Genomic DNA, 20,645 nt, shown 5'->3' on the forward strand with positions numbered 1-20,645 from the left:
CACACCATCAGGCGACAGCAGACCCACTCAAAGACTCACGAACCGCCCACTCAGAGCTCGGACATGCGAGCCGTCCACGGCACAGTCGTCCAGGTCCAGCAGGTCCGCGCGGCGCAACTCGGACAGTAGGGCGGCATGCAGCCTCGGCCAGACGCCGGCCTCGGTCCAGTCCCGCAGCCGGCACCATGCGGTCACCCCGGAGCAGCCCACTGCCTCAGCAGGGACATCGCGCCACGCGACACCGGTCCGCAGCACGTACATGACTCCCGCGAGGGCCGCCCGGTCGGGAACCCGCAGTCGGCCGGGATAGCGCTGCCGCCGCTCGGGAGCAGGCGGCAACAGCGGAGCCACTCGCTCCCACAGGTCATCCGGAACAAGATCAGCACGCACCCAGAAACCCTGCCGCCCAAGATCGCCGGGCACAAGATCCGCAGCTCAACTCATTCTGAAACGATCAGTAAGTCGTGTCTTCCGCGCCGGTCTCGGTGTCGGCGACCAGGATGCCCTTGATGGTCCGGTAGGACGGGTCGCCGACCGCGACCGCCTTGCGGCAGGCGGCTTCGAGTCTGGTGGCGCCGTACTTCTTGCGCAGTCCGAGCACTCCCTGGGCGGCCCGGAGCCGATAGAGGGGGTTGACCTCCAACAGCTGTGTCGATCACCTCCCGGCAGGCGTCCCCGACCTGCGAGGTTTGGCCGCGGCACCAGATCGGCGTGCCCATCTGGGCTTCCAGGGCTGTCTTCCAGGCTCCGGCCGTGTCGCTCGCCAGCACATCGGCCCACCATGCGCCGTCCGGGCCGCAGACCTCCAGCCTCGTGCGCCCCGGAGTTGCGGGCGGCGGCCGCGCCGCCGTCGGGCGGCCCCTGCGTCCGTGACCGGTGGCGGGTCGTGCGTCGATCCACCCATCGGGCCGAGGAGGGAATGGGTATCGCGGCCGACGCGCACCGGGCCGTCGGGTTTCTAGCGTAGGCGTCATGAGAAGCCCCGACTCCGGCCGGCGCGCCGCGATGCCGATCCCCGACCCGGACTTTCACCCGATGCCCGGCGGACACGCGCCCGGGTGCCGCCACGCCGACCTGGTCGCCGGGATCACTCGTGAGTTCCTGGAACCAAGGAGAACGAACCATGACCACCCAACACCTCGAAACCCTGATCATCGGCGCCGGCCAGGCCGGCTTGGCGGTCGGCTACCACCTCCAGCAGCTCGGTCGGGAGTTCCTGATCGTCGACGAGCGCGAGCGGATCGGTGACAACTGGCGCTGCCACTACGACAGCCTCAGGCTGTTCACGCCCGCCCGGGCCAATGGCTTGGACGGGATGCCGTTCCCCGGCGACCCGTGGGAGTTTGCGACCAAGGACGAGTTCGCCGAGTACCTCGAGCTGTACGCCGTCACCAACGGCCTGCCGGTGCGGATGCAGACCCGGGTCGATCGGCTCGCGGCCCTCGAGGGCGGAGGTTTCACCGCGGTCCTCGGAGCCGACAAGGTCACCTGCGACAACGTCGTACTGGCGACCGGCACCTTCGGCCGTACGCCGCAGATCCCGGCCTTCGCCGCCGACATCACCCCCCGGATCCAACAGCTCCACTCCAGCGAGTACCGCCGGCCCTCCCAGTTGCCCGACGGGCCGGCGCTGGTCGTCGGTGCCTCGCACAGTGGGTTGGACATCGCCTACGACCTGGCCGCTGACCGTCCCACCACGCTGGTCGGACCCGACCGCGGGGACATCCCTCTCGAATGGGGCTCGCGGCGGTTCCACGCGGCATTCCCGTTCATCGAGTTCGCCTTCAACCACGTGCTCACCCGGCGCACGCCGATGGGACGCAAGGTGATGCAGAAGATTCGCCACCACGGCGCCCCGCAGCTGCGGATCAAGCGCCACCATCTGGGCGTGCGCGATGTGGAATGGATCACCGAGCATGTCGCGGGCGTCGCCGACGGGCTGCCGCGCCTCGAGGACGGCCGCGCCTTCGACGTCGCGAGCATCGTCTGGGCCACCGGGTTCCGGCAGGTCTACGACTGGATCGACCTCCCGCTGCCGATCGAGGACGGGTGGCCGGTGGAGTACCGCGGCGTGGTCGAGTCCGTGCCGGGCCTCTACTTCTGCGGCCTGGCGTTCCAGTACGCGTTCGCCTCGGGCGAGATCAATGGCGTCGGCCGGGACGCGGCGTACGTCGCCGACAAGATCACCGCCCACACCCGGGCGCGGCAACCCGCGGTCGCGGCTTGAGACGCACCCACGATGATCAAGTAGGTCTGCGATGAACGAGATTCGGGAACCCTCGATGGTGACCAGCGCCGCCGCGTCGGGTCCGGCATCGACAGCCCGCGCGCTCGTCGTCGCTGCCGCACCGGTGCTGCTGCTGGGCGCGCTTGCTGTGGCATCCGCTGCTCCCCGGGAGGCTGCCCGATAGCGCCGGCGCGGCCGAAGCGGCGGCGGCCGCCATCACCCGGTGGGGGCTCTCCCACCTCGCCGCGGTCGTCGCGTTCGCCGTGATCGCGCTCGCGTTCGTCGCCGTGCGCGGATTCCTCCGCGAGCGGGGTGACGGGTGGGTAAGCGCGGTCGGGCTCGGGTCCGTGGTGATCGGCAGCACCCTGTACGCGACGCTGCCCGGGATGGAGTTCTCCGCCGTTGCGGCACACGAGACCGGCGCTGATCTGGTGGCGACCCAGGACGCCCTGGTGTCGTGGTTCGTGCCGGTCCTTCTGGTCGGCTCGCTGCTGTTCACCATGGGCACGGTTCTGTTCGCGGTCGCGGTCGCGGTCACCCGGACCGCGACGTTCGGCCTGGTGGCCACCGCCGTGGTCGGCGGCGCGCTGGTCGTGTTCGGGCTCGCCCGGCTGGTGCCGGTCGGTGCGGTGCAGTTCTACGTACAGCCGGCCGCGGCACTGCTGGCTCTGCTGCCGTTGGCGGTCGCGATCGGGGCTGGGCGACGGGCTACCTCAACCCGTTGACGGACGTCTCGTGAGCGCCATGGACGGGCACCGCTGTGCGAGGGGCCGGAGGAATCATGCGGATCGGCGGAATCACCGGTCCGCTCGTCTTCACCGCCGGCTCCGTCGTACAGAACATCCTGGGCTCCGATGACGACTGGCTCCACGAACCCGTCAGTTCCTTGTGCGCCGGCAGTCTCGGCTGGATCCAGAGCCTTAACTTCGCGGCTTCGGGTTCTGCTTGCTGCTGCTCGCCTACGGACGGCACCGCGGTGCGGTATCGAACCCGCGCGGGTCGGGTGCCTGGGACTGCCCTGCTGGTGGCCGTCGGCTGTGGGCTCTTCACCGCGGCAGCCTTCCCGCTCGCAAGGGACACGACCGGGGGAGATCTACGACCCCGGCCTCCGCTGGACCGATGGGTTGCTCTTCTTCGGTGGCTCCACCCGGGCGTTCCTGGTGCGCTCCCGGCGGCTGGCGGCGGATCCGCGGTGGAGATCGCTCTCGGCGTCTGGCCGTCGTCGTCCTCTCCTTCGGGAGCACCATGGCGCTCCACCTGCTGGAGCGTCCGACATACGCGCCGCTCCACGACTACGGGGGCCTGGTTCAGAGGGGCAATCATCCCGGTGCTGACCTTCCCGTGCGACCGTGGCCTCGGCATCGCAGGCCGCCAGTGGGGCGAAACCCTGGCCGCCTACGGGGAGCACACTTCAAGGCCTTTGACACCCGTTGATCATCCAGTCGAGGAAATGCTGGGGATCATGAGCGTCGACCACTAGCCTCGAATCGAGGTGGTGCGAGATGAGCATGGTCGACGATCTACGCCGAGCCCGCGAGGAGTACGAACGCCGGGAGTGGGTGGCGGCGTACCGCGCTCTCTCCGACCTGGACGAGACCGAGCTTCAGGCCGACGACTTCATGGCGCTGGCGGTCACCGCGCACCTCCTGGGCCGCCGCAACGACTGCGTCCAGGCGCTGCAACGGGCGTTCCAGGCCTACCGTGACAGGGACGATACCCTCGGCGCGGTGCGCGCGGCGTACTGGCTGACCGTAGTCCTGTGGCAGGGCGGCGAGGTCGCCATCGGCAGTGGCTGGCTAGCCCGGGCCGAGCGGCTGCTCGACGACCATGGCGGGGATGTGGTGGAGCGTGGCTACCTGCTCGAGCGGGCCACCATGGGGCACATCATCAAGGGAGAGTTCGCCGAGGCCTTCGTTGCCGTGCCAAAGGTCACCGAGTGCGGCCGACGGTTCGACGACCCCGACCTGACAGCTATGGGCCTCCACATGGAGGGTCGGATGAAGATCTTCGCGGGCCAGGTCGCCGACGGGCTGAGCCTCCTCGACGAGGCGATGGTCTCGGTCCTGGCCGGGGAGGTCTCACCCATCTTCTCCGGGGTGATCTACTGCTCGTCGGTCGAAGCCTGCCAGCAGATCTCCGACTTCGGCCGGATGGGCGAGTGGACTCACGCGCTGACCACCTGGTGCGACGGCCAGCCCGGCCTCGTCGCGTTCACCGGTCAGTGTGCGGTCCACCGAGGCCAGCTGATGCGACTGCACGGCGCCTATCGCGACGCCGTCAGGGAACTCGAGCGCGCAGTCGGGCGGTACGCCGCGGCCGGCGGGGACCTGGCGGTCGGTCAGGCCCACTACGAGCGGGGTGAGACCCTCCGGCTTCGCGGCAACCACGACGCTGCGGAGGCTGCCTTCGCGGAGGCTGCCGAGTTCGGCCACTCGGCCCAGCCCGGCCGGGCACTGCTGTGGCTGGAGCACGGCCGACGGGATGCGGCGTCGGCCGCGATCCACCGTGTGGTGGCCGAGGTGCACGATCCCGTCCACCGGTCGCAGATGCTCCCGGCGGCGGTCGAGGTGCTGGTGGCCACCGGCGAGCTAGACACGGCAGCACCCCTTGCCGAGGAGCTGGGGCAGATCGGGAGCTCGTTCGGGTGCTCGGCGCTGCAGGCATCGGGGCAGTACGCCGCCGCGACCGTCGCCCTGGCCCGGGGTGAGGCGGACCGCGGGTTCGTCTACGCGCGGCAGGCAGCCGAGACCTGGGCGCAGCTCTCCGCGGTGTACGAGGTGGCCCGCTCCCGGGTGCTCGTCGGGCGCGCGCTCCGGCTGCTGGGTGACGAGGAGTCGGCCGCGGCCGACCTGAGCGCGGCCCGGAGGGCATTCGCGGAGATGGGTGCGAAGCCGGCGGAGCAGGAGGTCGCGGCGCTGTTGGGCGAGGAGAAGGCCCCCGGCGGGCTGACCCACCGGGAGGTCGAGGTCCTCCGGCTGGTGGCGGCGGGCAAGAGCAACCCGGAGATCGCCGAGACCCTGGTGCTCTCGGAGAAAACCGTGGCCCGGCACCTGTCCAACATCTTCGCCAAGCTCGATGTCGGCTCCCGAACCGCGGCCGCGGCGTTCGCCTACGAGCATCACCTGGTCTGAGCCGCCCTTCGTTCTGAACAGTCCCGGCTAGTTGGCAGGCCGTCGAGGGGGCGTTGACGCTGTCCCAGTAGTCCTCGCCGAAACAACAAGGGAGTAGCCGCTGACCTGGGACGTTGCCATGGAAAGACGTGACGAGCAAGCCCGGATGAGACGTCTTTCCTTCCGCTGGTACGTGGGAGGTTCTGCATCCCGGCGCCGGGCTCGTCGGTGGTCACGGTCCTCAGGGGCCAGTGTCCCTGGTCGTCGAGCTGGGCGAGTTCGTGCTCGTAGTCGACAGTGATGGAGCCGTAGTGGTTGACCACCGAGCTGCGGGCCGGCGAGATGTGTGCCAGGACCTCGGCGTCGACCTCGCGGCAGGCGCCGCGCAGTTCGTCGACGCCCAGGCCCATGTACTCGGTGTGCCAGCAGACCACCGCGTTCGTCGCTACCGTCAGGCACCACGCCTGCTCGTTCTGTTGCTCGGATTGACGGCGGGTGACCTTGCCCTCGCGGGCGTAGTGGAGCTGGCGGCGAAGGGCGTGCAGGGACTCGCCCTTGTTCAGTTGCCGGGCGATCTTCCGACTGGGGCGCAAGCAAGCTCCGCTGGAGCTTCACAGCGGATGAATCCGAGGCGGCCACCCTGCGCGAGGTGGCGGCCGGCTGCCCAGAGCACCCCGGGGGCATCCGCGCCGGCGTTAGGGGTCCCCGGCGCGCCCCCCGTTTCCGCCCGCCCGCGCCGGGGGGGCCCCCCCCGCCGCGCGGCGCCCGGCGGGGGAGGCCGGGCGCGTCACTGTTCTATCGGGGAGTGGGTGAGTGTTCAGTTCACGCTCGCGGTGTTGGGTCAGCGGTGGTGGCGGCCGCCGTGGCGGTGGTGGCCCCAGGAGGCGTCGTCGAGGAAGTGGCCGTGGTCGTTGCGGAGGGTGGCGGTGTCGGAGCGGTTGTCCCAGACGTAGTGGCGGCGGTCCTGGAACAGGTCGCTGCGGGAGTCGCGGCCTTCCCCGGTGTGGACGCGGACGGTGGAGCGGCCGTCCGGGCGGTAGTGGTGGAAGGTGAACTTGTGGCCGTCCTCGTCGCGCAGGGTCCAACCGTCCAGGTTCACGGCACGGCGGCCGGTGTTGGTGATCTCCACCCACTCGCGGTTCAGGGAGCGGTTGGAGCGGTCGTCACGTCCGGGGGAGTCGTACTGGACAGCCGAGATCTGCACCTTCGACCGCTCGGGGCGGGCGTTGTCGGCGGCGGATGCCGGCAGCGTGACCACCGAGACCAGGGCGCCGGCGGTGAGCGCGGCGGCGGCGATACGGCGAGTGGTGACAGAAGCGGAAGAGGACGAGAGTCCCCCTCAGTGTGCGGACACCCTCCCCCGAGGAGCCGGCTTGCAGGCTGCCCGGGGGAGTGGGTGTGGTGTGCGTCGGCGACCGGCTGGCCGTGCACACACTCTGTCCATGCTGTGGAGAAGTTGCGGGGAAACGCGACGCCTTCTTACTTGTTGTCCACTTTTCCATGATTCTCAAATGTAATATCCATGTACGCCACCCATGCGTGGTGTTGACGCGCTGACAGCCTGTCAGGCCTTGCAGGGGTTGAGGCGTGGCGTCTGTCCGCCACAGTCCGTCGCCCCGCACTGGATCGGGCCGTCACCCGAGAGTGAGTAACAGCAGGCTGGTTGCCGAGTCTTCGGGGTTCTGGCCCGGAGAGGGCCGGTCTGAGGAATCAGGGCGGGTCCAGGTGGCTGCCCGCTCCTGCTGTGAGGGGCGATGCCGGCCGTGCGGGGCGCCGGGGTGTGGCTGGGGTCCGGTGGTTGGAGGTGCAGGTTCCGCTGCTTCACCGGGCCCAGCTATGAGGCCTTGTGCCCGGGAAGGTGGTGGTTACACCGTTTGCCCGGGGGGGATGTCTTGAGGCCGGACATGCCTGTGGGCCCCGGGTGTTCCCGGGGCCCACAACTGGCTTCTGTGTGGTGGGTTACCAGCGATACCAGCGGCCCTTGCGGCCGCCTGTGTCCGCACTGCGCAGCACGAAGCCCAGCAGCCAGACGACCAGCACGATGACGGCGATCCACCACAGTGCCTTCAGCGCGAAGCCCGCGCCGAAGAGGATCAGGGCCAGAAGCAGGACGAGAAGCAGGGGAACCATAGTTATCAACCTCCGTTGCTCCTGGTGCCCGGCGATTCGAAGAACACGCGGCTGATCTGCCTGGTTTCTTCACTTCTCTTGCGGGAACTGGGCTCAGTTTCGTCACTGGTGTTCACCTCACGGCCAGCGGGCGCCCGGCGCGGCCGCGCTATTTCCGACGCGCATCTTGGAGCGGGACTTGCTGTCCACGCCCCGCTCGTCTGGCTTCGTGGGTGAATCTCGCGGACAAAGCCACGCACCCGATGTGGTGGTGCGCACCGACGGTGTCCGACATCCACTCCCACTGAGTGGAGTCCACCGGCCGGGGGTGGACGACACCGTGCTCAGCGTCCACTCCACCGAGTGGAGCCCACTGGGTGAAGTGGACGACGTGGGGAAGTGGGCGACATCGACGGGGCGATGCCGCGCCTCCATCTGGTGCGAACCCGCCGCGTTTCTCGTTGACCTGAGGAGAGGTCAAGGAGAAACGCGCCGCCTCCATCCGGCCCACTCCACCGCACCGGCCCCACCCGATGCGCACCGCTCCCGCGCCGCCGGCGGCACCGGTGCGCACGCCCCACCGAGTTGGTGCGCACCGATGGACGGTGGTGCGGAGTGGTGCGCATCGGGTGGGGCCGGTGCGCACCAGGTGGGTGCGCTCCACCGTGTCGGTGCGCACCCACCCCGCACGGTGGTGCGGTCACCGGTGCAGAGCGGCCACGGCCTCCACCACCGCACGGGCCCGCTCCAGGTGTCCATCGCGCAGCGCCGGCAGAGCCCGGACGACCTCCGTCGGTGCGTCGGCGAGGACCCGGCCGACTGCGCGATGGTGCGGGCGATCCCCGGCGCGGCAGCTGCAGGGGTGTGCGTGGCCCACTCCCTGATCGCCATCAGGTAGATGACGCGACCTTGTCCAGCTCGAAGGAGTCGGCGCAGGGATCGGCGTCGCCGGACAACGCGGTCACGGGGGAAGACGATCAGTTTCGCGATGCCCGGCAGCAGTCCCGGCAACTGCACCACCTCCGGCGCGAGCCGCGCGCCCTGGACGTCGTCTCCAGCCTCCACCGCCAGGACGTAATCGAAGCCGAGCTGGACCAGGTGCGGGGGCAGCGAGGGAACGATGGGGAACACAGGCAGCTCCTGACGTACGGTCGCCGCGCCGATCACGGCGACGCCCCAGCAGGTCAGCCCGCCAGCCCGTGGATGGAGGACAGAGAACTCTCCATCCCGAGCCGGAACGGACGAATCGCGGCTGCAAGGGGCAGAGCGGGCCCTCTTGTCCAGGGTGGTCGGCCCGACCACGAGCCCGACAATGACCCCTTGTCCAGGTCTGCTACCGCCCCGACCACCGCCGCGTTTCCCCTTGTCCACGCCCGCTACCGGCGGCCGTCAGACCGCGGACAAGGGGGTCACCTGCACGCTGCTCCCTCGATTCCCGCCCCCCGAAAGGGCGGCCCGACACGAAGGAGCCACCGCGATGACCACGCACCGACCACCGGCAGGTGCCCGGAGCGCCCGCCCCGGCCACGGGCCCGACCAGCACCGGGCACGCCGCCCTGGCCTCCTGTGGTGCGCACTTGGGACGCCACTGTGGAACCCACTTTGGTGCCCGGCACCGAGCAGGACGGAAAAGCCGCAGGTCACCGCGCAGATTCGGCCGCGCGCCGCGTTGTCACAACCCTCTTCTCTCTGCCTGAACTTCTCGGTGATGTCCGTGGAGGAGGAGATCATCGGGTCCGGGGGCCGGATGCCCTCTGCGGCCGGGCGCGGCCGACGCTCGGCAGGTGGCCGCGCGCGACAGACGACGGGGAGGGAGCGCAGCTGATGGCGGTCAAGCGTGAGGAGAACCCGGCGGGGTCGTCGAACAATCTGCGCGGCGACGTGCTGAGCGTGCTCGGAGTGCTGAAGGTCGCGACGGTCGAACAGATCCAGCAGATCTCAGCACCGCACCTGAGCTACCGGCACACCGACAAGCCGACGCCCTCGAAGCGGAAGCAGGTCCGCACCGCCTCGCACACGGGTGCGCTGTCCGATCTGCGCAAGCACGGCCTGGCGGGCAGATCCCGGGCGGAGACAGGCTGCGCAACCTGACGCCCGTGGGCCTGAAGGCCGCTGCTCGCGAACTGGGGCGGCCGGTGGAGGAGATGGGCGACCCGGCCCGCGGCGCGGGCCGCACCGGCGCCTCCCACCGATGACGGTCAACGAAGCCGTGCTCGCCCTGCTGCGCCCGAAGCCGGACCTGTCCGAGCTCGCCAACGAACCCGGACCTGTCCGGGCTCGCCAACGAGCCGGCCGACGTCCTCGCCGCTGTGCAGGCCGCCGTCGACGCGCCCGCCGGGCTGGGCTCCATCGCCTCCTACGCGACCGAGGTGGCGCTGCCCGCGACGGGCACCTGGTCCAACCCCGGCAAGGGCGGCGCCCAAGCGCACATCGTCATCACCGCGCCCGAGGTCGGGGTGCCGCTGCTGTTCGTGGAGATCGACAACTGCTACGAGTCCGCGCAGGTCCTCGCCGCGAAGATCGACAAGTACGTGCGGTTTGCCAGCGGAAGGTGAAGGACGTCGACGGCAGGGAGCGGCCGATGTGGCGCACTCGCTGGTGGGTGCCCGACGGACGCCACGGCGACCAGCCGCACGCCGCTGTTGCTCGTCTTCAACCGGATCGGCCCGCGCAACCCCAACACCGTCATCGCGCAGCTGGCCGAACTGACCGAGCGGCACTGGAAGGGCACCGCGTACGACGGCGGCTTCCACGTGTACGACGGCAAGCTCCCCATCGTGGTCACCGGCATGAAGCAGCTCCACGAGCACGGCCCGGCCGGGGCGGTCTTCCGGCGCTTCGGCCGCCCGCACAACCAGACCCTCCTCGAGGCGATCGGCAACCCGCGCCGCGAAGCCCACGACGCCCGCCAGCAAGCCGAGTACGAAGCCCGCGAGCGGGAGTACAAGGAGCAGCTGCGCCGTGCGGCCGAACAGAAGCGGGCCGAGCGGGAGGCCCGCCGTCCCGTGTGCGCCAGCTGCGGAGCGAAGTTCACCGACGAACGGTGGAAGGCCATCGAGCCCGCCGGATGGGACGCCCCACGGGAGACCCACCCGCACTTGTGCGACGACTGCAAGCAGCGGGCCATCACCGCCGAACGCCAAGCCGAGCAGGCCACGCACGAGCACCAGGAGCACGACCAGGCCGTGCCCGAGCAGAGGGCCGAGGGCGGTTGGCTCTCACGCTTTCGTCCCGGGACCGGGTGACAACAACCGCGTGCGTGCCTCGGGCGAGTGAAGCCTCCGCACCGGTGGAACTCCACCCGCGGGCCCGGGCGTAGTGCTGTACCGGGCTGGGCCGCGCTTCAGCGAGGCAGCAGGACGTCGACCTGCCTGCGGATGTCCTGCACGATCTCCTCGACGCTCAAGGCGATGTTCACGCCTGCCGCCATGCTGAGGAACATCACGGCGGACACGATGTGTGCCAGCGTCGCGGCGTCGCCCTCTGCGATCCGTTCGTCTCGGCGCAGCACGGCGGCGACGGCCTCCTCGGTCTGCGCGACGATGGCGAGTGCTGCGCCGTGCCGGGGCTCCTCGGGGTCGCCGAAGACCATCTCTCGCAGGTAGGTGCGTCCGTTGTCGATCTGGATGCGGTTGCACTCGACGATCGGCCGGACGATCGCCAGCACCGCGTCCAGCACGTCTGGGATGGCCTCGGCGTCCGCCCGGCCCTGCTCAAGTGCTTCGACGTACTTGGCGTTCTGGACAAGGAGGAGGAGTTCGCCCTTGGTCTTGGCATAGAAAAACAGGGTCCCGGTGCCGATGTCGGCCTGGTCCGCGATCTGCTGGGTCGTGACCTCGTCGACGCCGTGTTCGGCGAACAGTTCACTGGCGGCAGCGACGATGCGGTCGAGTTTCTCCTGCTTGTTCCGCTCGCGCCGTCCGACCGACTGGGAGGCGACAGACATGGGTGGTGTCCTCGTGCGTTCTGTGTCGCCCGTCGCGGTTGCGGCGGGTCAGCTGTTGCCGATGACGGCCTTGCCGCGGATGCCGCCCTGGGACAGGGACTGCAGCGCGTGCGGGGTCTGGTCGAAGCCGACCACCTTTCCCACGACCGGGCGCACCACGCCCTGGTCGATGAGGGTGGTGATCTGGCGGAGCTGGTCGCCGCTGGCGCGCATGAACAGGAACTCATACGTCACGCCGAGCTTCTTCGCCTGCCTGCGGATCTTGCCGCTCAGGCCTGCGACCGCCAGGCGCAGCAGCGGGTTCAGGCCGGCCTCGCGGGCGAACGCGGGGTCCGGGGGACCGGTGATCCCGATGGCCTTGCCGCCGGGCTTGAGCACCCGCAGGGACTTCTCGAGGGTCTCCCCACCGATGCTGTCCAGCACCAGGTCGTAGCCGGTCAGGAGCTGTTCGAAGTCCTGGGTGCGGTAATCGATCACCGTGTCCGCGCCGAGCGCGCGCACGAAGTCCGCGTTGGAACCGCTGGCGGTCGTGGCGACGCTCGCACCGAGGTGCGCGGCGAGCTGGATCGCGATCGAACCGACCCCGCCGGCCCCGGCGTGGATGAGAACCTTCTGCCCGGGCCGCACCTTCCCGCGCTCCACCAGCGCCTGCCACGCCGTGAGCGCCGCCAGCGGCAGCGAGCCGGCCTCTTCCATGCTGATCGAGGCGGGCTTGAGTGCCAGGTCGCCCTCCGCGACGGCGATGCGCTCGGCGAAGGTGCCGATGCGGTCCTGGTGGGGCCGGGCGTAGACCTCGTCTCCGGGCTTGAAGCCGCGAACCGCTGTCCCGACGCTGATGACGGTGCCCGCGACGTCGTTGCCCAGGATCAGTGGCAGCTCGTAGGGCAGGATCTGCTTGAACTCACCGGCGCGGATCTTCTCATCCAGCGGGTTCAGTCCGGCGGCCTCCACCCGGACGAGCACGTCGTGCTCCCCCACGGTGGGTTCGGGGACGTCCGCCTCCTGCAGCGGCTCCTTGTACTTGGTGACGACGAACGCTCGCATGGGGCGCCACTCCTTGTCTTCATCCTATTTATCCAGGCGTGAGGGCAGATCAGCCAATTCGGCGTGACATCGGGCCTTGCCTCACTCACTCAACCCGACTGCACTCAACTATGAGTCTGCTCAGGATTATTGTCAAGGGAGGTCCCATGGGACGCGGCCCACATGCCGATCGGGCGCCGCGAGCGGGCAAACAGGCCAAGCGTGAGCGCATCATGACCGCAGCCCGCGAACTGGTCGCCGAACACGGCGCCAACGGGGTCACGACACAGCAGATCGCCCACCGGGCCGACGTCGCGAACGGCACTCTTTACCTGCACGCGTCCACGAAGGCCGAGTTGCTGATCATGGTGCAGAACGAGAAGTTAGCCGCCGCCATCGACGTCGGCCTCGCCGCCGCGAACGCCACCGTCGGACAGGGCGCACTGGAGCCGGTCATCGTTCTCATCCGTCCCGTGGTGGAGTGTCTGAGGGAACACACCGAGACCGGCGGGCTACCGGCAGGCGGGGCGGACCGCGGTGGAGGAGCGGGGGAGCGGCGTGGCCGCATCGCGGGTCGAGGCGGTCCGAGGCGGTCCGGCGGGCGGGCGCCGCTGACGGGCGGCCCACGAGGCCACCGCCCTCGGCACCGAGCGTCCTGGGCCCGCAACGCGCCCTCCCCGGTGCCACATACCGGCCGCGAGCACCAGCCGGCAGCAGCAGGCCCCGGCCACCACCGAAGACACCCTCCGGCGCGAGCCGCAGCCCTGCCTCCGCTCCCGTGCGAGCGGCCGCCCCGGCCGTCACCGAAGCACCCCCGCGAGCCGCAGCCCCGCCCCCTCCGAAGCCCCGAGTCGCAGTTCCGTCCTGTCCGGCCGTGCCCGCAGGTCCGCCCCGTCCCGTTCGGCCGCGCCCGGAGCCCCGGGACCGGTCGGTCCCGGGGCTCCAGTCCCGCTCCACCTGCCCGCAGCCGACCCGGCCGGGGCGGTCGGCGTCAGGCGACGCTCAGGACGATCTTCCCGGTGGTGCGGCCCTGCTCGCCGATCTCGTGCGCCTTCGCGGCATCGGCCAGCGGGACGACGGTCTCGACCACGGGCGTGAGCGCGCCCCGCTCGGCCAGGGCGGCGATCTCGCGCAGACCCAGGTGGTCGGGCTCGACCAGCATCCACACCGCCCGCACGTGGCCGGGGACGTCGGCGGGGACGTCGTCGGGGCCGGGCAGGGTGATCAGCCGGCCGCCCGGGCGCAGCACCGTCAGGGACCGCTCGGCGTTCTGGCCGCCGAGCCCGTCCAGTACCACGTCCACGTCCCGGACGGCGTCCTCGAAGCGGACCGTGCGGTAGTCGATCACCTCGTCCGCGCCCAGTTGCCGCAGCAGGTCGTGCTTGCCGGCGCTGGCCGTGCCGATGACGTACGCGCCGCGGGCCTTGGCGATCTGCACGGCCAGGTGGCCGACCCCGCCGGCCGCCGCGTGCACCAGCACCCGCTCACCGGCGCGCAACCCGGCGGTGTCCACCAGGGCCTGCCAGGCGGTCAGCGCGGCCAGCGGCAGCGCCGCCGCCTGCACGTGGGTGAGGTTCGCCGGCTTGGGTGCGAGGTGGCGGGCCGGGGCGACGACGTACTCGGCGTAGGCGCCGGCCTGCCGCGGGAACAGCGGCATGCCGTACACCTCGTCCCCGGGGCGGAACATCCCCACGCCCGGTCCGACGGCCTCCACGGTGCCGGAGACGTCCCAGCCGACCGCCGGGACCTCACTCCACTCGATCAGGGCCCCGCTGGCCCGGGTCTTGAAGTCCACCGGGTTCACACCGGCCGCGTGGACCCGCACCAGGACCTCGTTCAGTCCCGGCTCGGGCCGGGCGACCTCACGCTCCACGAGCACCTCCGGTCCGCCCCACTGCTCCACGACCACCGCACGCATGCTGTCCGCCTCACTCTTTTCCGTCTTGATCGGATACCGGCCGCCCGGGCCCTTCCCGGCGCGACGCAGTCCACGATCCGGCACCCGCCCCCACCATGGTGTTGGCCGTCTGGCCACTATGTGACAGGATCTGGCCATGAGCGAGATGCAGTGGCCGTGCACCGACCCCCGCCCCGACCCGAGCGCCGACGCGGCCGGGCGGCACCGCATCGCCGTCCTCGCCCTGCCCGGCGTCCCGCCCTTCGAACTCGGCATCCCCTCCCGCGTCTTCGGCAGCGTCCTGGACGCCGGCTCACGCCCGCTGTACGAGGTCACCGTCTGTACCGCCGACGGCGCCCCGGTCCTCAGCGACGCCGGGTTCACCGTGCAGCCCGCGGCCGGTCCCGAGGCCCTGGCCGCCGCGGACACCGTGATCGTCCCGCCCACGCACGCCATGCCCGAGCTGGGCCGCGGCGGCCCGCTGCCGCCCGAGGTCACCGCGGCCATCGCCCGCATCCGGCCCGGCACCCGCCTGGTGTCCATCTGCACCGGCTCCTACGTCCTGGCCGCCGCGGGCCTCCTCGACGGCCGGCCCGCCACCACCCACTGGAACCTCGCCCCCGAGTTCCGCCGCGCCTACCCCCGCGTCAAGGTCGACGAGGAGGTCCTCTTCGTCGACGACGGCGACGTCCTGACCTCCGCGGGCGTCGCCGCCGGCGTCGACCTGTGCCTGCACATGATCCGCCGCGACCACGGCGCCGCCGCCGCCAACCGCGCCGCCCGCATGTGCGTCGTCCCGCCCTGGCGGGACGGCGGCCAGGCCCAGTACATCGACCGCCCGGTGCCCGAACCCACCGTCGCCACCACCACCGCCACCCGCGCCTGGGCCCTGGAACACCTCGATGAACCCCTCTCCCTGAACCGCCTGGCCGAACACGCCCGGATGAGCCTGCGCTCCTTCACCCGCCGCTTCCGCGACGAGGTCGGCATGACCCCCGTGCAGTGGCTCACCGCGCAACGCCTGGAACTGGCCAAGCAGTTGCTGGAGACCACCGACCTGTCCATCGACCTGGTCGCCCACCGCTGTGGCTTCGGCTCCGCCAACTCCCTGCGCGCCCACATGCGCACCGCCTTCGGTGTCTCACCCGCCTCCTACCGCCGCACCTTCCATGCCGACGACCTGATGGAAGCGGGCGTCTGAGGACACATCAGCGCCGCACATACCCGCTCCGCGGGCCGGCCGGGATCCGCCTGATCATCCGCTGACGGCCTGCCACTCGGTCGGGTGGAGACACGGCAGCGGCGGAACTTACCCAGGGACGCCGGGCGTAGTGCCGTACACGGACCCGATCCACGAGACGCACGTGAGCGAGCCGGGCCTGCTCGTCGTCGACGTCGCGGCCGCCGACGACGCCACCGCGCTCGCTTTCCAGCAGCTGCTCGCCGACCGGTAGGCGACGGCCACAGCGGAGCAGACGACGCGGGATGCCGGTCAGCCCGGCGTACGGCTGCGCTGCTACCTGGACCTGCGCCAGCAGCTCACCGCGGCCGCTGTGGCCGGCCCGACCATGGAGCCGACCACGGCCCGGCCCTGACTCATGACCGGGCGCCCCCTTCGCCGAACAGCGGCACCTCCTGGACGTCGACGTCGCCGCGGATGCGGTGCGGGCGGGCCGGGTGCCGCCACCGTCCGGCGCTGTCGCGGGCGACGTCGACGTCGACTTCCATCACGACATCTGGCTGCACCAGGACGGCCTCGAGGGTGCGCTGCGTGCCCCCAGCCTGCCGAGAACGTCCAGCCCGTCCACGGATGCGCGCCGCGCGGCGGGGCCAGCTGGTTGGCCACAGCGCGGTCGGCGGCCCCGGACAGGGTGGTGCTGCGGCCGACGTACCGCAGGCGGCCCGCCGGGTCGTAGCGGCCCAGCAGCAGCGTGCGGGGCGCGGTAAGCGACCCGGTGACCGCGCCGATCACGGCTTCAGTGGTGACCCGCACATTACTGGTGGATAGGCAGTATTCGCAGCGTGCGCTATTCGTACCGTGGGTCTGTCAGAGGAGTGGTGGAGAACCAGTTGAACTCACACGTTCTCCGGGGCCAGTCGGCGTGCGGCCCGATCATGCCGATGATCAGCTGGGCGAACTGGTTCAGCTAGCGGGTTGATCAGTTGGCATCGCAGCCGATGCCGTCTCCGTCCCGGTCAAGGCGGTGCGGGTCATCGGGGCCGACCCGGACGGGGCCGGACAGGTCCGAGCAGTCAACCTCGGGGACACCAGCGGGAGGCCCGGCAAAGTAGGCACGCTGAGCCCCGAACCCGTCCACCACTGCAAGAGAACGGCCCTGAGACGGTGAGGCTAGCGGGACCTTTCTTCAGCAGGTACCTTGTTACGCATGGTACTTCCGGGTGGAGCACGTGCTGGAGTGAGTCAACTCCGTCGGGGGATCCTGCAGTTCTGCGTCTTGGCGCTGCTGCGTGACGGCGAGAGGTACGCCTTTGAACTGGTGCGGGAACTGTGCGACGCCCACGGACTCGTGACCAGTGAAGGCACCATTTATCCGCTGCTCTCACGGCTTCGGAAGGAGGGGTGGGTCAACACGGTCTGGAAGGAATCTGACTCAGGTCCTCCACGTCGCTACTACACGCTTACCGCGACGGGGCGACGAGCGCTGGATGAGTTCGCTGGTGAGTGGGGGCCGTTCAAATCCGCCGTTGACAACCTCCTGGACAGTGAGGAGAGCCACGAGTGACCTCGAGGCGCAATCAGCTCATCGACGAGTACCTGCACCGCTTCGACAATGCATCTGTATTCCTCCCCGCTGACCGACGCGAGGAGCTCAAGCAGGAGATCGTTGAGCACATAGATGCCGGCCTGGAAGAAGCAGACGCCCGGCACGCCGAAGCAGTCCGCACCGTCCTGGAACGACTAGGGCCTCCTGCGGACATCGTTGCTGCTGAAATGAGTGGCCCAAGGTCCACTGGTTCCACGCCGGTAGTCAAACCGATCGCTCCTACCACAGATGTGAAGGGCGGACACAAGGCTGACCGTCACGAACAGCTACGACAGGACGACGTTGCTGCGTCTCTTGCCTCTTCGCCGCCTTCACGAAGAAGGACGATGCTCCTGATCGGGGCAGCAGCAACAGCACTTGTCGTCGGCGCGATGGCCTTCGGCATCAGCACTTCCAACGACGATCAAGGGCAGCCACCCGCCTACGAGGGGCCGACCAGCACTCCCTCCGAAAGCGAAGGGCCCGGCAGCACGTCGCCAAGCGAGTGGCCCACAGATGCCAGCGACGAGCCCACCGCGCCGCCCTCCGACGGGCTCTCCGAGGTCCCGGACGCTCCCACGGCCTCGACCTCCTGACGATCACGCTCCGGCGGCAGGCTTGAGCGTGCTCACCCTGCCGTCGGCCCTCCCCGCAGATCCTGCACCTGCGGTCTGCACTCACGTCGCCACAGGGCCTGACGGGATCTGAGTCCTACCGCTCGACATGAGGCTCTGGCCCTCAGACAGGTCCCCCATTCCGCAAGGTTAATAGCCGGGGTTACCAGTACTCGCGCGGCTCCCAGGGATGCCCGATCGTGGAGCACCACGGCGTGGCCCCGGCGGACGAGCGGGGCCGGGAGCCGCGCCGTCCGGGCCTCCCCGGCGGCACCCACCGCCCAGCTGTTGCGGGGCCGCCGGTATAACCGCCGGACGCCGAGCCCGGCGACGACGAGCGCGGCGACCAGGCCGAGCTGCCAGTTCCCCACGGTGGCCGCCGTGAGGAGCGGCAGCACCACCTTGGCCCACCGATGCTCTGCCGCGTTCCGCCGCCCGCGCGGCCTCTCCCATCGGGTCGGCGCTCGCGCAGCCCCGGTATCCAGCCGTCGCCATGTGCTGCCCCTCCACTGGGTGAGGGACGGGCATGTCGGACAGGCTTGGTGGCGGGCCGAGCAGCATCACCACACCCAGGTCGCGGCCACGACCGCTCGTATGGTCCCTCGAACTTGATGGTCTGAGACGGGAACTGTCTGGCACGCCAGCGTGAAGCCACCTCCGCCGTGTGCGCCTGCGCCCTTCTGTGATCCTCAGGCGCGGGCAGGATAGCGACCGGCCAGGTAGTCGGACCAGTTCTGGCCGGCCAAGGCTGCGCAGCGTTCCGCTGTTCTTGGCTGGATGCCGATCAGGTCGGAGATCAGCACCGGTGGCAGGTCGGCGAGTGCTTGCACCATGGCGGTGTTCCGGGCGGCGCGGGTGGGCAGGCTGTAGCGCTTGAGTTTGTCGGCCAGTCCCGCGGGGTTGCGAGGGCGCCCGGGAGTGCGGCCCGGCAGGACGAAGGTGCTGGCTTCGCTGCTGTGCCGGGATCCGTTGCTGAGGTGGTCGTCGATGAGGCGGGCGAGCTTCGGCGGCAGGACGACGGGGTGGCGGTTGATCGTCAGGTAGGTGTGGTCCGCGTCGTGGTGGAGTTGGTCGGTGGTGAGCTCGACGATGCGGGTCAGGGGGAGGGCGTAGAGGCGTATGAGGGCTGCGGCGATGCAGACGTCCGGCGGAAGCGCTCGATCGTTCAGGCAGCGGCGTAGCTCCTCGTAGTGGACTTCCTCGATTTGGAACTGGCCGGGGAGTCGGGTGCTCGGGTGCTCGATGGCCAGGCCGGCCCGGGTGAGGTGGCGGGCGCAGGCCCAGCGGATGAACGGGATGGAGCGGGCCCGCAGGGTGGGCCTGGAGATCGCCCAGAAGTCCAGGTCTTCCTGCGTGAGGCTACGGAGGGTGTGTTGCTGGCTGTCTAGCCAGGTGAGGAAGTCGATGGCGGCGCGGATGTTGCCGCAGTCGCCCTTGTGTGCGGTGTAGGTGTAGCGGCCGCGTGCCGAGCGCCGGCGGGCGTCGCGGATGATGTGCCAGTCTGCGAACGGGCGGATCAGGGTTGCCTGATGTGCTGGCAGCTTGGCCAGGGCGCGGGTCGTCCAGTTGATGAGGAGGGCGAGGTTCTCATCGCGTGGCGGCAGCAGGCCCGCGCTGGTGAGCAGGCTGCGGACGTAGGTGGTGGAGTGTCCTTGGGGCAGCGCGTCCAAGGCCGCGTGGTTGAGTTCGTTGGGTGCCGCTACCAGCTGGCCCAGGAGGCGCGCGGCGGGGCTTCGGCGCAGCCAGGCCAGGACGGGGTAGAGGTTGGGAGCGTCGGTGAGTACCGCAGCGAGCGGCTGCAGGGACGCATCGAGGGTGGTTCCGTTGGGTGAGAGCAGGCTGGTCACCTTGGCGTGCAGTGTGCAGCGTGGACAGCGGCGCCCCGGCAGCAGGTCAGCCGGCTGCTGGCAGGACGAGCAGTAATCGGGCCGCGCGTCGGGGAAGGAGCACGCCTTGCAGATCCGGCCGCCGTCGGGGGTGCGGCCCACGAGAATGCGGCGTCTGCCGCAGGCCGTGCACGGTTCGGGCTGGGACAGAGCAGTCCGGTAGCACAGGGGGCAGACGGGCCCTACCGGCCAGAACACGCCCACGCTCCGCTCCTGGCTGCACAGCGCGCACGGGTGCAACTGCCGCTTGCGGACCTCGCGAGGGACGCACGCATCGCAGTGGAACGGTCCGTTGCCGTGATCGATGTGGTGGCCGCGGCGGATCCGCCCGCAGGCGGTGCAGAGCTTCTCCGGCCGTACGTAGCAGCGGTAGCAGATGTCGGGAGTCTCGCCTTTGCCCCGCACCCTGATGGGCGCGACCCGCTCGCAGATGCCGCACCGGCGCGGAGGGCTCGCATAGCAGGTCCCGCAAACTGGTCCTTCGGCAGTCAGCGCGTTCGCCCGGCGCCGGCGGCCGCAGCGGCAGCACGTCTGAAGCTTCTTGGGAGCGCAGGTCTGGCACAGGTAAGTGCCGTCGGGCAGGTGCCGGGTGGGGATCATCATCCGGCGGCAGGTGCCGCACTCCTTGCGCGAGCCCGGCTCCTTCTCCTTGCACACTTGGCAGATTCGCCCGTCGGGACGCCGTGCCACTGCCTTCGCGAGCTTGCCGCACCGCGCGCACGAGACCGCGAGACGTCGGCTGGAGCAGCCGTGGCACAGCCGCCCTTCGGGTCCTGCGTACGTCGGCAGCGGGTTCGTCCGTCCGCAGTCGGCGCAGGGCACCAGGCCCACCTTCTCGTCGTGGCCGGCGGCGATGAGCAGTGCGATCAGCCGTACCCCGCAGGGCGGGCAGTCTGGTGTCGGCGCGCTCAGCGCGTCGGGTCTGGACGCGAGGTAACGCAGTAGGCGGAAGGTGTTCGGGCCTCTCCATGCCCGCACCTTTTCGACGAACTCCTGAGCCTGCTCGGCCCCTAAGTGGGCGGTTCGTAAGGTGATGTCCGTTTCTGGCTGAGGTTGGGGCAAGGTCGC

The 20,645-nt window shown here is 70.2% G+C and carries 20 protein-coding genes and 3 pseudogenes; 13 read left to right on the top strand and 10 right to left on the bottom strand.

Going from position 1 to position 20,645, the window contains the following annotated elements; genetic code table 11:
- Positions 1-51 precede the first annotated feature (51 nt).
- Together ACFU3E_RS36735 and ACFU3E_RS36740 are read right to left on the bottom strand one after the other, a co-directional pair.
- Positions 52-390 (bottom strand): annotated as a pseudogene (locus ACFU3E_RS36735) (transposase); the annotation flags it as partial.
- Between the two features lie 64 nt (positions 391-454).
- Positions 455-643, bottom strand: a complete 189-nt coding sequence (locus ACFU3E_RS36740; RefSeq protein WP_384168630.1) for a hypothetical protein — start codon at positions 641-643, stop codon at positions 455-457.
- A gap of 480 nt (positions 644-1,123) precedes the next feature.
- Between ACFU3E_RS36740 and ACFU3E_RS36745 the strand changes: the two genes are divergently transcribed.
- The 4 genes from ACFU3E_RS36745 (at position 1,124) to ACFU3E_RS36760 (ending at position 5,358) form a co-directional block, all read left to right on the top strand.
- A complete protein-coding gene (locus tag ACFU3E_RS36745) occupies positions 1,124-2,227 on the top strand; it encodes a flavin-containing monooxygenase (RefSeq protein WP_384168633.1) in 1,104 nt (367 codons plus the stop codon).
- Positions 2,228-2,370: 143 nt separating this feature from the next.
- The gene (locus ACFU3E_RS36750) at positions 2,371-2,952 is read left to right on the top strand and encodes a hypothetical protein (RefSeq protein WP_384168636.1); all 582 of its coding nucleotides are present in this window, start codon (positions 2,371-2,373) and stop codon (positions 2,950-2,952) included.
- Between the two features lie 56 nt (positions 2,953-3,008).
- Positions 3,009-3,707 (top strand): DUF998 domain-containing protein, encoded by a 699-nt coding sequence (locus tag ACFU3E_RS36755; protein ID WP_384168639.1) that lies wholly within the window; start codon positions 3,009-3,011, stop codon positions 3,705-3,707.
- A gap of 22 nt (positions 3,708-3,729) precedes the next feature.
- Positions 3,730-5,358 carry a LuxR C-terminal-related transcriptional regulator gene (locus ACFU3E_RS36760; RefSeq protein ID WP_384168642.1) on the top strand — a complete coding sequence of 543 codons (1,629 nt, stop codon included), beginning with the start codon at positions 3,730-3,732 and terminating at the stop codon, positions 5,356-5,358.
- On the opposite strand, the gene ACFU3E_RS36765 is transcribed toward ACFU3E_RS36760, so the two are convergent.
- The 3 genes from ACFU3E_RS36765 to ACFU3E_RS36775 form a co-directional block, all read right to left on the bottom strand.
- Positions 5,346-5,930 carry a Tn3 family transposase gene (locus ACFU3E_RS36765; RefSeq protein WP_384168645.1) on the bottom strand — a complete coding sequence of 195 codons (585 nt, stop codon included), beginning with the start codon at positions 5,928-5,930 and terminating at the stop codon, positions 5,346-5,348. The genes ACFU3E_RS36760 and ACFU3E_RS36765 overlap by 13 nt on opposite strands.
- Positions 5,931-6,178: 248 nt before the next feature.
- Entirely contained in the window at positions 6,179-6,604 is a 426-nt protein-coding gene (locus ACFU3E_RS36770; RefSeq protein ID WP_384168684.1) for a lamin tail domain-containing protein, read from the bottom strand.
- Positions 6,605-7,296: 692 nt separating this feature from the next.
- Positions 7,297-7,467 carry a hypothetical protein gene (locus ACFU3E_RS36775; protein ID WP_031106884.1) on the bottom strand — a complete coding sequence of 57 codons (171 nt, stop codon included), beginning with the start codon at positions 7,465-7,467 and terminating at the stop codon, positions 7,297-7,299.
- A gap of 685 nt (positions 7,468-8,152) precedes the next feature.
- Between ACFU3E_RS36775 and ACFU3E_RS36780 the strand changes: the two genes are divergently transcribed.
- The 4 genes from ACFU3E_RS36780 to ACFU3E_RS36795 all read left to right on the top strand — a co-directional run bounded on the left by ACFU3E_RS36780 (position 8,153) and on the right by ACFU3E_RS36795 (position 10,691).
- A complete protein-coding gene (locus ACFU3E_RS36780; protein ID WP_384168648.1) occupies positions 8,153-8,344 on the top strand; it encodes a hypothetical protein in 192 nt (63 codons plus the stop codon).
- Positions 8,345-9,270: 926 nt separating this feature from the next.
- Positions 9,271-9,537, top strand: a complete 267-nt coding sequence (locus tag ACFU3E_RS36785) for a hypothetical protein (protein WP_384168651.1) — start codon at positions 9,271-9,273, stop codon at positions 9,535-9,537.
- 218 nt (positions 9,538-9,755) lie between these two features.
- Entirely contained in the window at positions 9,756-10,001 is a 246-nt protein-coding gene (locus ACFU3E_RS36790) for a hypothetical protein (protein ID WP_384168654.1), read from the top strand.
- 87 nt (positions 10,002-10,088) lie between these two features.
- The gene (locus ACFU3E_RS36795) at positions 10,089-10,691 is read left to right on the top strand and encodes a hypothetical protein (protein WP_384168657.1); all 603 of its coding nucleotides are present in this window, start codon (positions 10,089-10,091) and stop codon (positions 10,689-10,691) included.
- 98 nt (positions 10,692-10,789) lie between these two features.
- Here ACFU3E_RS36795 and ACFU3E_RS36800 read toward each other — a convergent pair whose 3' ends face one another.
- Both ACFU3E_RS36800 and ACFU3E_RS36805 read right to left on the bottom strand, forming a co-directional pair.
- The gene (locus ACFU3E_RS36800) at positions 10,790-11,392 is read right to left on the bottom strand and encodes a TetR/AcrR family transcriptional regulator (RefSeq protein WP_384168660.1); all 603 of its coding nucleotides are present in this window, start codon (positions 11,390-11,392) and stop codon (positions 10,790-10,792) included.
- Positions 11,393-11,440: 48 nt separating this feature from the next.
- Positions 11,441-12,436 (bottom strand): NADP-dependent oxidoreductase, encoded by a 996-nt coding sequence (locus ACFU3E_RS36805; RefSeq protein WP_384168663.1) that lies wholly within the window; start codon positions 12,434-12,436, stop codon positions 11,441-11,443.
- A gap of 212 nt (positions 12,437-12,648) precedes the next feature.
- Here ACFU3E_RS36805 and ACFU3E_RS36810 point away from each other — a divergent pair.
- A pseudogene (locus tag ACFU3E_RS36810) lies at positions 12,649-12,765 on the top strand (helix-turn-helix domain-containing protein); the annotation flags it as partial.
- A gap of 641 nt (positions 12,766-13,406) precedes the next feature.
- Here the strand turns inward: ACFU3E_RS36810 and ACFU3E_RS36815 are convergent.
- Complete coding sequence (locus ACFU3E_RS36815; RefSeq protein WP_384168666.1) at positions 13,407-14,333, bottom strand: NADP-dependent oxidoreductase; 927 nt, start codon at positions 14,331-14,333, stop codon at positions 13,407-13,409.
- Between the two features lie 136 nt (positions 14,334-14,469).
- Here ACFU3E_RS36815 and ACFU3E_RS36820 point away from each other — a divergent pair, with 136 nt between their 5' ends.
- Both ACFU3E_RS36820 and ACFU3E_RS36825 read left to right on the top strand, forming a co-directional pair.
- Positions 14,470-15,513: a GlxA family transcriptional regulator gene (locus tag ACFU3E_RS36820; protein WP_384168669.1), complete on the top strand. Its 1,044-nt coding sequence runs from the start codon at positions 14,470-14,472 to the stop codon at positions 15,511-15,513.
- Between the two features lie 163 nt (positions 15,514-15,676).
- Positions 15,677-15,907: pseudogene (locus ACFU3E_RS36825) on the top strand (DUF6207 family protein).
- A 1-nt stretch (position 15,908) separates the two neighbouring features.
- On the opposite strand, the gene ACFU3E_RS36830 reads toward ACFU3E_RS36825, so the two are convergent.
- Entirely contained in the window at positions 15,909-16,043 is a 135-nt protein-coding gene (locus tag ACFU3E_RS36830; protein WP_384168672.1) for an ATP-dependent DNA ligase, read from the bottom strand.
- A gap of 656 nt (positions 16,044-16,699) precedes the next feature.
- Between ACFU3E_RS36830 and ACFU3E_RS36835 the strand changes: the two genes are divergently transcribed.
- Together ACFU3E_RS36835 and ACFU3E_RS36840 are read left to right on the top strand one after the other, a co-directional pair.
- Positions 16,700-17,056 (top strand): PadR family transcriptional regulator, encoded by a 357-nt coding sequence (locus ACFU3E_RS36835; protein WP_384168675.1) that lies wholly within the window; start codon positions 16,700-16,702, stop codon positions 17,054-17,056.
- Positions 17,053-17,673 (top strand): HAAS signaling domain-containing protein, encoded by a 621-nt coding sequence (locus ACFU3E_RS36840; RefSeq protein WP_384168678.1) that lies wholly within the window; start codon positions 17,053-17,055, stop codon positions 17,671-17,673. Before ACFU3E_RS36835 ends, ACFU3E_RS36840 begins: the two co-directional genes overlap by 4 nt.
- A 707-nt stretch (positions 17,674-18,380) precedes the next feature.
- Here ACFU3E_RS36840 and ACFU3E_RS36845 read toward each other — a convergent pair.
- Positions 18,381-20,645, bottom strand: a 2,265-nt coding sequence (locus ACFU3E_RS36845; protein ID WP_384168681.1) for an XRE family transcriptional regulator, incomplete at its 5' end; no start/stop codon positions are given.

This window comes from Streptomyces sp. NPDC057424 (genome assembly GCF_042803315.1).
Taxonomy (GTDB): Bacteria; Actinomycetota; Actinomycetes; order Streptomycetales; family Streptomycetaceae; genus Streptomyces.